Annotated in this window: 10 protein-coding genes; 7 read left to right on the forward strand and 3 right to left on the reverse strand. The window is 53.0% G+C overall.

Annotated elements, in window-relative coordinates; translation table 11 throughout:
* Nucleotides 1–35 precede the first annotated feature (35 nt).
* A complete protein-coding gene (locus tag ACFOE0_RS19930) occupies nt 36–1,541 on the reverse strand; it encodes a S10 family peptidase (protein WP_248934324.1) in 1,506 nt (501 codons plus the stop codon).
* Between the two features lie 103 nt (nt 1,542–1,644).
* Between ACFOE0_RS19930 and ACFOE0_RS19935 the strand changes: the two genes are divergently transcribed.
* From ACFOE0_RS19935 to ACFOE0_RS19945, 3 genes are all read left to right on the forward strand, one after another.
* Entirely contained in the window at nt 1,645–2,175 is a 531-nt protein-coding gene (locus ACFOE0_RS19935; protein WP_248934325.1) for a thioredoxin family protein, read from the forward strand.
* Between the two features lie 44 nt (nt 2,176–2,219).
* Nucleotides 2,220–2,747 (forward strand): thioredoxin family protein, encoded by a 528-nt coding sequence (locus ACFOE0_RS19940; RefSeq protein ID WP_248934326.1) that lies wholly within the window; start codon nt 2,220–2,222, stop codon nt 2,745–2,747.
* Nucleotides 2,748–2,833: 86 nt separating this feature from the next.
* Complete coding sequence (locus ACFOE0_RS19945) at nt 2,834–4,525, forward strand: hypothetical protein (protein WP_248934327.1); 1,692 nt, start codon at nt 2,834–2,836, stop codon at nt 4,523–4,525.
* 41 nt (nt 4,526–4,566) lie between these two features.
* Here ACFOE0_RS19945 and ACFOE0_RS19950 read toward each other — a convergent pair whose 3' ends face one another.
* Together ACFOE0_RS19950 and ACFOE0_RS19955 are read right to left on the reverse strand one after the other, a co-directional pair.
* A complete protein-coding gene (locus tag ACFOE0_RS19950) occupies nt 4,567–5,931 on the reverse strand; it encodes a S41 family peptidase (protein WP_248934328.1) in 1,365 nt (454 codons plus the stop codon).
* Nucleotides 5,932–6,144: 213 nt separating this feature from the next.
* Nucleotides 6,145–7,065, reverse strand: coding sequence for a phospholipase A (locus ACFOE0_RS19955; protein WP_248934329.1), 921 nt, complete (start codon nt 7,063–7,065; stop codon nt 6,145–6,147).
* 255 nt (nt 7,066–7,320) lie between these two features.
* On the opposite strand from ACFOE0_RS19955, the gene cobA reads away from it, so the two are divergent.
* Genes cobA through ACFOE0_RS19975 form a run of 4 tightly spaced genes read left to right on the forward strand, consistent with a single transcriptional unit; the run spans nt 7,321 to nt 12,357 of the window.
* Nucleotides 7,321–8,127: a uroporphyrinogen-III C-methyltransferase gene (gene cobA / locus ACFOE0_RS19960; RefSeq protein ID WP_248934330.1), complete on the forward strand. Its 807-nt coding sequence runs from the start codon at nt 7,321–7,323 to the stop codon at nt 8,125–8,127.
* Between the two features lie 55 nt (nt 8,128–8,182).
* The gene (gene cysD / locus ACFOE0_RS19965; RefSeq protein ID WP_248934331.1) at nt 8,183–9,121 is read left to right on the forward strand and encodes a sulfate adenylyltransferase subunit CysD; all 939 of its coding nucleotides are present in this window, start codon (nt 8,183–8,185) and stop codon (nt 9,119–9,121) included.
* 29 nt (nt 9,122–9,150) lie between these two features.
* Nucleotides 9,151–10,596 carry a sulfate adenylyltransferase subunit CysN gene (gene cysN, locus ACFOE0_RS19970; RefSeq protein ID WP_248934332.1) on the forward strand — a complete coding sequence of 482 codons (1,446 nt, stop codon included), beginning with the start codon at nt 9,151–9,153 and terminating at the stop codon, nt 10,594–10,596.
* Between the two features lie 18 nt (nt 10,597–10,614).
* Nucleotides 10,615–12,357: an SLC13 family permease gene (locus ACFOE0_RS19975; protein ID WP_248934333.1), complete on the forward strand. Its 1,743-nt coding sequence runs from the start codon at nt 10,615–10,617 to the stop codon at nt 12,355–12,357.
* Nucleotides 12,358–12,367: the final 10 nt, after the last annotated feature.

Consider the following 12,367-nt stretch of genomic DNA (forward strand, 5'->3'; position numbering starts at 1 on the left):
GAAAGCAGGCTCAGCCAGGCTGTCAGTTCCAAGGATCAGTCCTCTGATGTTTGATAAAAACGGCGTAGATCGTCCGCCTGTTTTGCCAGAGACTCAGGCTCGACATACATCATGTGCCCCGAAGGGTAATAGTGCATTTCAACCCTGTCTGCATCTATGCCATTGTCGGCAATGGTGTTCTCTGTGGCGAAAAAAGGAGTGGCCAGATCATAGTAACCATTGGCGATATAGATGCGGAAGTCTTTGTTTTCACGCTGGGCTTTGCCAAGGTAAGGCGCGACATTAACATACTTTGGCTGGCCTCTGCCCATATCCCAGTTCCAGTTGCTGTAGACATCGCCTGACAGCACATTAAAGCGGCGGGATGTGGTGACACCCAGTTCACTTCTCAGGTAGTGGTTGATGGCTGCAGTGTAGGCAGCATCAATACCATAGCCGGATGGATCTCCGTCTGAGTACTCACCGCCACTGTCGTAGTCCACCCCCTTGTATCTGGAGTCAAGACGACCAACAGTCATATCCTGGTCCCTCAGCAGCTGCTTGGAGAAGCGTGGGCCACTGACTCTCAGATTGACCCTGTCCAGATAAGCTTCATCAAGACCGGTAAAGCGTGCCAGCTCGCGGCGTACTTCCGCATATTTTGCATCGCTCAAGCGATTGCCTGCCAGCAGGGCCAGTGCATAGTCATTAAGGGCAAACTGGCGTGCCGCTTCAACAAATTGCTCCAGTCCCCTGGCTTTGTCTGATGCACTGACTTTACCGTGGTAAAAGGCAGTTGCTGCCATGGTGGGTAAAAAGCCGATATAAGGCTGGTGATTACCGGGTTGGTATCTGGCGTGGCTGAAGTCGAGAATGGAGGAGATCAACATCACGCCGTTGACAGCAATGTCAGTCCAGCCGCCCTGCAGTTGGTTGACCAGCGCCGCTGCTCGAGCGGTACCATAGCTTTCACCTGCCAGATATTTGGGGCTGTTCCAGCGTCCATTGTCATTCAGCCACACCCGGATGAACTCAGCCAGCACTTTGGCATCTTCATTGACGCCCCAGAAGTCTTTGCCTTCATATTCGCCCATAGGACGGCTGTAACCTGTACCTACAGGGTCGATAAACACCAGATCGGATACATCCAGCAGCGAGTATTCGTTGTCGATCAGGGTGAAGGGAGCTGAACCATCATCTTTGGCATCGCCCGGAACCACCACGCGCTTTGGACCATAGATGCCCAGATGCAGCCAGACAGAGGCGCTGCCCGGGCCACCGTTGAACACAAAGGTCACGGGACGGTTTTCGCTGTTTTTCACATCGGTGCGCAGATAACTGACAGAATAGATACCTGCCCAATCTTTCTCTTTGGTGTCTTTCAGCAGGGTTTCACCTGCAATGGCCTGGTATCTGACCTTATCGCCGTTGATTTTGACCTGATGATCTGTTGACACAGGGGCTTCGTATGACGACTTTGGCTGATACTCGTCATTGGCCAATGCTACTGGGCTGAGCAGCAATGTGGCGCCGAGTAAAGACGCTTTTGTTAGCTTTATCATTGCATTATCCGTAGGGTTTTAATTGTTGTTTCAGCAGCGCAGGATACAGTGATGCCAGGTTGCTCGCAATTTCAGCAATGTAAGGAAACTTAAGGACAACTCCATGATGGCAAACATGAGCTGGGCGCTCACCGGAATATTCTCCATTCTGCTGTGCTTGTTGGTATGGCAAAAAATCCGGGGTAAGCAGATCCCTGTATTTGCCCTGATAATGCTGGGATTGTTCACTCTGAGCTTTGGCTTGGTGGCTAATTTTGTTAATCGCGGTGAGGACTATACCGCCTGGCAGAGACTGCAGTGGCAGGAGTTGCAGCCACAGCGAATTGACGCTTTGGTAGCTGAGGGTAAAACCGTGGTGATAGATGTGACGGCCGATTGGTGTTTTGCCTGCCGTAAGAATACCGTTGAAGTGTTGCGTCGTGAGCCTGTGGTTGAGGCACTGGAAGCTGATAATATCGTGTTAATGCTGGCGGATATGACCAGGCCTCATCCTGTGGCGGAGCAGTATCTGACTCAACGTGGTATTGCCAGCGTGCCCTACAATATTATCTTCAGTCCGGCCCACCCTGAGGGGATGGAACTACCGGCTGAACTGACCTTCCACAACTTTATGGCGGCGTTGGAAGCCAACTAAATGGGGTGCAACTCCGGTCATTTTAAACATCAGGACAGAATCGAATGGAATTAGCAGGTTGGGGACTGGTTGGACTGTTTGCGCTGGCGCTTGTTCTGCTGGTCGTGCAGCGACTCAGAGGCAAGCCGGTGCCTTTGGTGCTTATCATCATGCTTGCGGTGTTCACGTTAGGTGTGGGCTCAGTGGTGAACTTTGTTAATCGGGGCGAAGATTACACCGCCTGGGAAAGATTGGTGTGGTCCTCCCTTGAGCCGGAACAGATCCCGGCGCTGGTGGCTGACGGTAAAACGGTCGTAGTCAGTGTTACTGCCAAATGGTGCGCGATTTGCCGAAAGAATGATGCTGAAGTCCTGCACCGTGAGTCTGTGGTAGCGGCGCTGGAGGCCAGCCATATTGTGCTGATGCAGGCGGAAATGTCCGAGCCTCACCCGATAGCCGACCGTTATTTGCGCCAGCAGGGCGCAATCGGTATTCCCTTCACCAAAATCTACACTCCCGCTCATCCTGCCGGTATAGCTATGCCCAGAGAACTGAATATGAAGGCATTTATGAGCGCCTTAAGGGCAAATTAGCCATACAGCGGATTGCATCTGTCATATCCATAGTGTTTCATTGTGATACGAATGTAGCGCATACAGAAAACATCTGGAGATGATGAATGAAAAACCTATTGATAGTGTTGGTCATAGCACTGGCGGGCGGCACGCTGTACTACATGGCACAACAAAGTGGCAAGCAGGGATACGAGCCAAATGGAGCGCTTGAATATGTGCCTGCAGACACGGCCGTGTTTTCGGGACAATTGCACCCTTTCCCGCTGCGTGACTATCTGGTCGCCACAGCGAATAACTACCAGAACCCTTCCTCTATTCCTTTGGATATGCTGGAAACGCCACAGGAGCGCTTCTTTTACGCCCTGTTTGAGCAGTACACAAGTCAACTGAAGCAACCCGACGAATTCATCAAGAGCTTTGGCCTGGACAACCGTGTTGAAGGCTATTTTTATACTCTGGGTTTGATTCCTGTGATGAAGCTGCAAATCAAAGAACCGGCAGCTTTTTATGGTCAACTGGATGCAGCGGAACAGAGCAGTGGCTGGAGTCATACTGTTCGTAAGGTTGGTGAGCTGAATGTCCGCGCCTATGAACTTGACGATGAGAGCGGCGACATCCAGATGCTGGTGTCCGATCATAAGGGCTGGTTGACCATGACGCTGGCTTTTGCCGGTCAGGACCCTGTTACCCTGGAGCAATCCCTGGGACTCAAGGCAGTAGAGAACAATCTGACTCAAACCACTCTGCTTAAGGATATCGTCAAACGTCATGGTTTCCTGTCTGAGAGTGTCAGCTATATCAATCATCAAACCATAGTGGCTGCGCTGACCAAAGGAGAAGGCCTGATGGGTCAGCAACTGACCAAGCTGGCTGAGCTGAGTGATGCCAGTGAGTTGCAGGAAATTCGCACCGCTGAATGTCAGCAGGAGATGGCGGGTATTGCTGCAAACTGGCCTATGACTGTTGCGGGTTTAACCCACATGAGCGTAGATGAGCGCCATGCCGATATGGATGTGCGCACCGTTATTGAATCCAACAACAGCAAGGTGATGTCAGCGCTGCAGTCATTGCGTGGCTTTATTGCCCCGGCAGCCAGTCGTATGGGAGACAGCGTATTTTCGGTTGGCCTGGGACTGGACAGCGATAACCTGGCCTCGTCCCTGAATCAGGTTTGGCAGGAGATGATGACGCCTCAGATGCAATGTCTGCCGTTGGCCGCAATGCAATCAGAACTGAGTCAGGCAAACCCTGCAATGCTGGGGATGTTTTCCGGTATGGCTCAGGGAGCTAAAGGTGTCTCTGTCGTGGTGTCTGGTTTTGAACTGGATGAGTATGGCGAGCCTAAAAGTGTAGATGCCATGGTGAGCCTGGCTGTTGAAGACCCTCAAACTCTGTACGCCATGAGCGCAAGCTTCCTGCCTCAATTGGCCGGGGTACAGCTGCCTGCCGATGGCAGCCCGATTGATGTCACAGATATGCTGGGACTGCCGCCAATTGGTAAAGTGATGTTGGCCGCCAAAGGTAAGCATCTGGTGCTCTATACCGGTTCACGTTCGACTGAGCTGGCCAATGAGCTGGGTGTGGTCGACTCCATCAAGCCCAACGGCATCATGGTGATGACGGCGGACTACAAGAAAGTATTCACTCCTTTGTTCGATGTGATGGAGGCGATGGGCGAGGAGATCCCACCTGAAATCGAAGGTATGAAAGATGCCAATATGAAGGTGTTGTTCGATTTCGATGTCACTGACAAAGGCCTGGTGTTTGACACCCGCATGGCCGCGAAATCGGAATAACTAAACGATTGAAGAAAAAGCCGGACTGAGTCCGGCTTTTTTTATGGCTGTGAGTTGATATCGGCAGTGAGCTGCTGCTGAGTACCCTGGCTCAGGAGTGCCGTCAGCGTATGCCAGTCCATTGTCTGGTAGCGAGCCAGTGAAATATCAGGATTGATCGCCAGACCAGAGAGCTTGTTGCCCTGGTCGTCATAAAACAGGCTGGTGGATGCGCTTAGCGTGATACCAGAGTGTGGCAGCCTCAGTTGAGTGCGTGGACTGAAGTCACCGGCAAACCGGGTTCCTGCCAGGGTGACATTGGGTAGATGGCGGGCAAGGTAAGCAAGCTGAGCACAGGCACGACTGCAACCTGAATCAACGATAACCACCACAGATGAGAAGGCGCTGGCGGTTCCGCTTGCCCTTTCAGGCTTAAATTGCCCCGAGAATAGGGGGCTTAGTCCTTGCTGTTCATGGCTGTTCCCCGTCTGACGTAACCCCAACTGTTCCAGCTGGTGGTGCTTATGGGCACCAAAGGGGCGATATCGAGCCGTGAGTCCGGGCAGCTCTCTGCCATCGGCGAGCTTTGTCAGCAGGGGGGTTAGGGGCTCTGGATTGCCATGGCGGGCACCACTGATATCCAGAATAAGCGCATCACGTTTCATTGCCTGGGTGAGCATATCGCGGCTCAGGTTATCCAGATCTGCCACCACAAGCAGCGCCGCATTATCGGCAAGATAGCTCAATCTATTTGCTGGAGCTTTGGCAAAGGATAAACCGCCATTATGTTCTGACAGCCAATAGGTGCGGCGGGAGTCGGCAAGTTCATCGACCAGGGTCAATCTGGGGGGCCGGGAGATATCCAGTCCCAGCTGCTGTCTTAATGACTGCAGTTGTGACAATAAGGGAGGCAGCACGTCGGGATCCTGTCCCAGCGAAGCGGGCAGGTGTTTACTCGCCTGCTTGAGAAACCGTGTCAGCGGCAGGCCATCAATATGGGTGATAAAGGGATGACGTGGATCCAGCAGCGCATCGTCGCGGGTCGCGAGCCAGCGACCATTTTCAGGATAGAGTTGCAGCGAAAATCGTGAAGGGGAGTCAGAGGTGACGTTGGCTGCGGGGTCGCCAAGTGGTGCCAGCAGCAGGGAGAGCCTGTCCCTGTATGTGGACAGCGACTGGCCAGTGGCCCGGGTTCCTGTCAGGCGCAGTTGTTTTTCAATCTCTGCTTGCTGCGCTTTTGGCAATATGTGGAAGAACGCCGATTCATTTTCCAGCCAGCGTTTCACCAGATAAAGCTCCTGGTTAATCTGAGTTTGGCTGAGACGCTCCGGAAGACTATCCGGCAGCAGAAACCAGCCCAACCTGACGCTGCAGAGCAGTAAGAACAATATAAACAGGGCGAAAATACCCTTGTAGTCGAGCTTCATGAGCCTCCCCTTTCCCATGCCGGACGGGGTAAAACCCAAATTCATCCGGCGACTGGGGGGGAGCTAAGTGATTACCGGTCGACAAATCGCGCACCTCTTTTGGAGAGGTGCACAGCAGGTCCATTTGCTGACGATGAGTGGCCGGTAAAGGGAAAGGTCCGCCCCAAGCCTGCGGAAGGCTGGAACGGGCGGATATTTGCGCCTTCAGCCTTCCTATAACAAGTCGTTGAGAGCCAAACCTATGCCTATCCTTTGGGTGCTGGCGTTGTAGTCGATCAGACTCTCTCCATACCCGTTAAAGTATTGTGCATAAACCCTGAGATTGCCCAAAATTGGATAACTCCATGTCAGCTCAATAGCGCCTTTGTTATCTCGCCTGAGGTTATTTCGCAGCATCATGCTGTAGCGCTGTTTACCCAGGCCATAAACCGCCGTCAGCTCAAAATTTCCCATAAATCTATTGATATCCGGGTTGTCATCGCCACGGGGATCGCCCGGATACTCTTTAGCGTCTTCCGGCAGTCGCCACCATACTTTGGTTCCAACTGCCAAATCACCGGCATCGAAAATCATGGTGCCGTACAAGCGGTTCCAACTGCGGGACAAGTTGCCTGATTTACCATTGGATTGATGCACTGCGCCTACTCCCCAGAAAGAGTTGGTCATGCCAAACACTTCCCAGTCGTTATTGAACAGCATAAAGAGTTCGGGCTCGTGGTTGGTTTCACGAAATGGGGAGGAGATATCTTTGTTGTATACCTGCCACCAGGATTGGTTGGTGTAGGCGAAGAAAAGGTGGCCATTGTCACCGAAGACGTTGTACCAGAGCGGCAACTTAAAACTGATCTGAAACTTGGCCTCAAACTGATCCAGTTCGCCATTGGTATCGGCAAACTCCTGCTCATAAGGGACAGTGTTCGGGCTGGGGTCATAGGTGACTGGCAGTATGTAATTGACTTTGTGAGGAATAATTACAAACGGCAGATCGGCGGTTGCCAATTCATCCTTAACTCTCTCACTGATTAAAGAGTCGGGATTGCTTTCATCCTGCTCCCGGTTATCGGCTGCCGTAGCCAAAGGCACCCCGATGAGACTGATAACCAGCCCAAGAATTCGGGCATATGTCCCTGCCATTATGAACCTCCTGTCTATCAAATTGGCATAAGTTAGAGCTGTTTCTCCCTGCAAACCTGCTGGTATCCGCCATGCTCAACAGAGTTTTTCTATTATTTACCTGTGTTTGAGGGCCGAAACACCATATCACAGGCAAATGTTCATCCCTATTAAGGCTTCTAATAACATTTGGTTATAGATGTTAATTATTTTCTATTTTTTTAGTAATAAAAGGGGGGCTATAGTCCATGCAGAAATCATTGGTGGGGCAAAGGCATGGAACTGGTGGCAATACCCGGACAATCTCCCCGGGGCAAGGTTTATCTGATAGGTGCAGGACCGGGGGATCCCGAGTTGTTGACAATGAAGGCCTGGCGCTGCCTGCAGCAAGCTGATGTGGTCTTGTATGACGCTTTGGTCAGCGCTGAGATTCTGGCGCTTGCACCAGAGGACGCCGAAATGATTGCCGTTGGCAAACGTGCCGGTAAGCACAGCGCCCATCAGGATGATATCAATCAGCTGCTGGTCACCAAGGGATTTACCCGTAACAGGGTAGTGCGTCTGAAAGGGGGGGATCCTTTTATATTCGGGCGTGGTGGCGAAGAGTTACAAAGTTTGGTGGAGGCTGGGATCCCCTTTGAGGTGGTTCCCGGTATTACCGCCGCCAGCGGCGCGGCAGCCTATGGCGGCATACCTTTGACTCACAGGGATTGCGCCCAGAGTGTCAGTTTTGTGACCGGCCACTGCAAGCTTAAGTCTGAGCCCCTTAACTGGCGACAGTATGCCGATACCAATCAGACGCTGGTTGTGTATATGGGCACGCTTAATGCGGGGATTATCAGCCGTGGCTTGATTGACGCCGGACGCGCTGCCGATACCCCGGTGGCGATAGTCTCAAAAGCCAGTACCCCGGCACAGACAGTGATGACGGCAACGCTGGCCAGCCTGCCTGAGCTGGCCGCCAGCCCGGAGCTGGAGATGCCAGCGCTCATCATCATAGGTGAAGTGGTGCGCTATACCGAGCAGATGAACTGGTTCGCGCAACAGCAGGAATCGCAATCAAAATTGCAACAGTACAGATAAATCTGTGTAATAACAGGCGGAATTCCGCCCAGTCAGATTGGAATGGAGTAAACAGATGACAGGTGAAACATCCCGGGACTCACTCCCGGAAGCGGCTCGATTAAGCCACTTGCAACAGCTGGAAGCGGAAAGTATCAGGATTATCCGGGAAGTCGCTGCGGAATTTGATAATCCAGTGATGCTTTACTCCATTGGTAAAGACTCCTCTGTCATGCTGCACCTGGCCCGCAAGGCTTTTTACCCGGGCAAGATACCTTTTCCTCTACTGCATGTGGATACCACCTGGAAGTTCCGCGAAATGATTGAGTTTCGTGATAACCAGGCTAAAGACCTCGGCTTTGAACTTTTGGTGCACACTAACCCTGAGGGGCTGGCGCAGAACATCAACCCCTTTGACCATGGCAGTGCCAAACATACTGACATCATGAAGACTCAGGCGCTTAAACAGGCGCTGGATAAGTATGGTTTTGACGCCGCCTTCGGCGGCGCCCGCCGTGATGAAGAGAAGTCCCGGGCCAAAGAGCGGGTTTACTCCTTCCGCGACACTCACCACAGATGGGACCCCAAAAATCAGCGTCCCGAGCTGTGGCACAACTTTAACGGTGCAGTAAACAAGGGCGAGAGCATTCGTGTATTCCCGCTGTCCAACTGGACCGAACTGGATATCTGGCAGTACATCTACCAGGAAAATATTGAGATTGTACCCCTCTACTTCGCCAAAGAGCGTCCTGTCGTGGAGCGTGAAGGCCAGCTGATTATGGTGGATGACGAGCGTATGCCGTTAACGCCGGAAGATGAGGTTCGCCACGAGAAGGTGCGTTTCCGCACTCTGGGTTGCTACCCCCTGACAGCAGCTATGCACTCGGAGGCTGACTCGCTGGAACAGATCATTGAAGAGATGTTGCTGACCCGCTCCAGCGAACGCCAGGGACGCCTAATCGATTCAGATCAGGCCGCCTCCATGGAACTGAAAAAGCGCCAGGGTTATTTCTGACAACACAGACAAGTGCAAAGGATGAGAAGATGGGAACTGCAGTAAATCAACAGACCCGACTGGCACAGGAGTTGTCAGAGCAGGGTATCAAACAATATCTGGCCAACCAGCAGCAAAAAGGCCTGCTGAGGTTACTGACCTGTGGCAGTGTGGATGACGGCAAAAGCACCCTGATTGGCAGGCTGCTGCATGACAGCGCACAAATTTATGAAGATCAGTTGGCCAGTCTGAAAAGCGATAGCGCCAAAATGGGCACTACAGGTGAAAAGATCGATCTGGCGTTGCTGGTAGACGGCCTGCAAGCGGAGCGGGAGCAGGGCATCACCATTGATGTGGCCTATCGCTATTTCTCCAGCGATAAGCGTAAGTTCATTATCGCCGACACGCCGGGACATGAGCAGTACACCCGCAATATGGCTACCGGCGCCTCTACCTGTGACCTGGCGGTGATTCTGATTGACGCCAGATACGGGGTGCAGACCCAAACCCGTCGTCACGCTTTTATCGCTTCCAAGCTGGGGATTCGTCACTTTGTGGTGGCTATCAACAAGATGGATCTGCTGGACTTTGACCAGGCGGTATTCGACAAGATCAGCGAACAGTTTGCCGGTGTGGTCAGTGAGTTGGCTGACCATGGCGCGCAGTTAAATGTGCATTATGTGCCTATGTCAGCACTGGATGGTGACAACGTGGTATCGCGCAGCGGCCGCACCCCATGGTTTGCCGGGGAAACTCTACTGGAGCATCTGGAGTCAGTAGAGATCGACCGGGAGCTCAATGCTCAGCCATTCCGTTTCCCGGTTCAGTATGTCAGCCGTCCAAATCTGGATTTCCGTGGCTTTGCTGGCACAGTGGCGGCAGGCAGCGTCAGAGTGGGGGATGAACTGGTGGCGTTACCATCGGGCAAGCGCAGTAAGGTTGCCAGCATAGTGACTTTTGATGGTGATAAGCCTGAGTCTTTCAGTGGTGAGTCGGTCACTCTGACCCTTGAGGATGAAATCGACGTCTCCCGTGGCGACATGCTGTGCGCCGTCAGCAAACCGGCTCAGAGTGCTGGTCAACTCCTGGTTGATCTGGTGTGGATGGCTGAAACGCCTATGGTTGCCGGGCAGCTTTACGACATCAAGCTGGCTGGTAAGAAAACCCAGGCCAGAGTCAGCGATGTACGTTATCAGCTGGATGTAAACAGCTATGAGCAGCATCAGGCGGAAACCCTGGGGCTGAATGGCATTGCCAGAGTAGTACTGGAACTGACTGAAACCATTGCTGTTGATCCCTATGAGCTGTGCCGCGAAACCGGCGCCCTGATTGTGATTGACCGTCTGAGCAACGTCACACTCGGTGCTGCCATGGTGGTTGAAGCGGTTGAGTCAAATACAGGTCAGCGTCAATTCAGTGCTCAGGAGCTTGAGTTGAATGCTTACATCCGCAAGCACTATCCACACTGGCAGGCACTGGATATCAGTAAACTCTGATCCGGCAGGAGACACAGATTGTCTGAAAGCATACAGCTGGCATTAATACTCACAGGACTGGTAGCTGGTTTGATCGCCGGTGTCGCCAGCCCTGCGGCCCTGTTCTTTATGGCCTCGCTGCTGACCTATCTGTTGGGTCTGGTCAATCTGGAGCAGTTGCTGCACGGCTTCAGCAACCCGGGACTGATTACTCTGGTGCTGCTGTTGCTTGCTACGCTGGCGCTGGAAAAGACCTCATTGCTGGGACGCATGAGTAAGCTGATTGGTCGGGGTTCATTGAGTATGACGCTGGCAAGGCTGGGGTTTTCCACTGCACTGCTGTCTTCATTTACCAATAACACGGCCGTGGTGGCCTCTTTGATTGGCGCTGTGCGTCGCAATCCGGCCCATGCGCCAACCAAGCTGTTGTTGCCGCTGTCATACGCTGCGATTCTCGGGGGCACCCTGACCCTGATTGGAACGTCCACCAACCTGATCGTGAACTCTTTTGTTGAGGAGGCGGGGCTGACGCCACTGGGTTTCTTTGAGTTTACCTCTGTGGGTGTGGTGATTGTGGTGCTGGGCGTTGGTCTGCTGGTGCTGCTGAGTCATCTGATGCCTGAAAGGGATGACGCCAGTGTTGACGAGTCCTTGCCCTACCTGTTGGAAGCCAGAGTCGCGGATGGTTCTGCGCTGGTGGGCAAAAGTGTGCAGGACAATCACCTCAGAGCTCTTAAGCATCTGTATCTGGTGGAGCTGGAGCGTCACGGTATCCGTATTTGTCCTGTACCACCTCAGTTGGTGCTCAGTGGCGGCGATGTGCTGCGTTTCTCCGGCAACCCGGAGGCAGTGGAGCTGCTGCATCAATTTGATGGTCTTGAGTGGTTCGGCAAGCAGCAGGCGAGGGGGCAAAACCTGATGGAGGCTGTGCTGGCTCCTACCTCGTCTTTGGTGGGAAGGTCGCTTAAATCTGCTCGCTTCAGGGAGAAGTTTGATGCTGCTGTGATGGCTATTCGCCGTGGTAATCAACCGCTCAAGGGCGGCCTTGGGGATATCGAACTCAAGGCTGGTGATGTACTGCTGTTGACTCCGGGGCCGGGATTCTGCCCGGACAAAAACAACGCCTGTCGCAGCCATCTGGCATCTGAGTTCGCGGCTATCAGTGGTCTGGACCTGAGTGTCAGGCTGGATACTGCTCGCAGCCGATTGGTATTGGGGGGCTTTGCCGCTGTGATTGCGGCCAGTTTAGCGGGAGTGCTGCCGCTGGTGAAAGGTCTGGTGTTACTGCTGCTGGTTTATCTTGGCTGTGGTGCTGTGACCGTCAGGGAGATGCGCAGACGCTTTCCGTTGGAGCTGGTGATCGTTGTCGGTTGTGCCCTGAATCTGGCGGCCTTGATGCTGTCATCGGGTCTGGCTCAGTCTCTGGCTGATTCAGTGCTGGGGGTATTTAACGGATTCGGGGTGATGGGGGCCTTTGTTGCCGTCTATCTGCTGACTTTGCTGCTGACTGAGTTGATCACCAATAATGCGGCTGCCGCTTTGGCTTTCCCTATCGCCTACGCCATTGCGCTGAGTTACGGAGTGGATACCCGGCCCTTTATTCTGGCAGTGGTATTCGGGGCCAGCGCCAGCTTTATTTCACCCTATGGTTATCAAACCAATCTTATGGTGCTCAGTGCTGGTAACTATCGTTTTTCCGACTATGTGAGACTGGGCTTGCCCCTGTCCCTTTTGTATTCGTTAATTGTGGTACTTCTGGTACCTGTGTTGTTCCCTTTTTGAAGCTTGGAGC

Source organism: Shewanella submarina, from assembly GCF_042646185.1.
GTDB lineage: Bacteria > Pseudomonadota > Gammaproteobacteria > Enterobacterales > Shewanellaceae > Shewanella > Shewanella corallii.

Excerpts from the sequence above, each read along its gene's own strand:
- ACFOE0_RS19930 (WP_248934324.1), bottom strand. The coding sequence starts at position 1,541 with ATGATAAAGCTAACAAAAGCGTCTTTACTCGGCGCCACATTGCTGCTC.
- ACFOE0_RS19935 (WP_248934325.1), top strand. The coding sequence starts at position 1,645 with ATGATGGCAAACATGAGCTGGGCGCTCACCGGAATATTCTCCATTCTG.
- ACFOE0_RS19940 (WP_248934326.1), top strand. The coding sequence starts at position 2,220 with ATGGAATTAGCAGGTTGGGGACTGGTTGGACTGTTTGCGCTGGCGCTT.
- ACFOE0_RS19945 (WP_248934327.1), top strand. The coding sequence starts at position 2,834 with ATGAAAAACCTATTGATAGTGTTGGTCATAGCACTGGCGGGCGGCACG.
- ACFOE0_RS19950 (WP_248934328.1), bottom strand. The coding sequence starts at position 5,931 with ATGAAGCTCGACTACAAGGGTATTTTCGCCCTGTTTATATTGTTCTTA.
- ACFOE0_RS19955 (WP_248934329.1), bottom strand. The coding sequence starts at position 7,065 with ATGGCAGGGACATATGCCCGAATTCTTGGGCTGGTTATCAGTCTCATC.
- cobA (WP_248934330.1), top strand. The coding sequence starts at position 7,321 with ATGGAACTGGTGGCAATACCCGGACAATCTCCCCGGGGCAAGGTTTAT.
- cysD (WP_248934331.1), top strand. The coding sequence starts at position 8,183 with ATGACAGGTGAAACATCCCGGGACTCACTCCCGGAAGCGGCTCGATTA.
- cysN (WP_248934332.1), top strand. The coding sequence starts at position 9,151 with ATGGGAACTGCAGTAAATCAACAGACCCGACTGGCACAGGAGTTGTCA.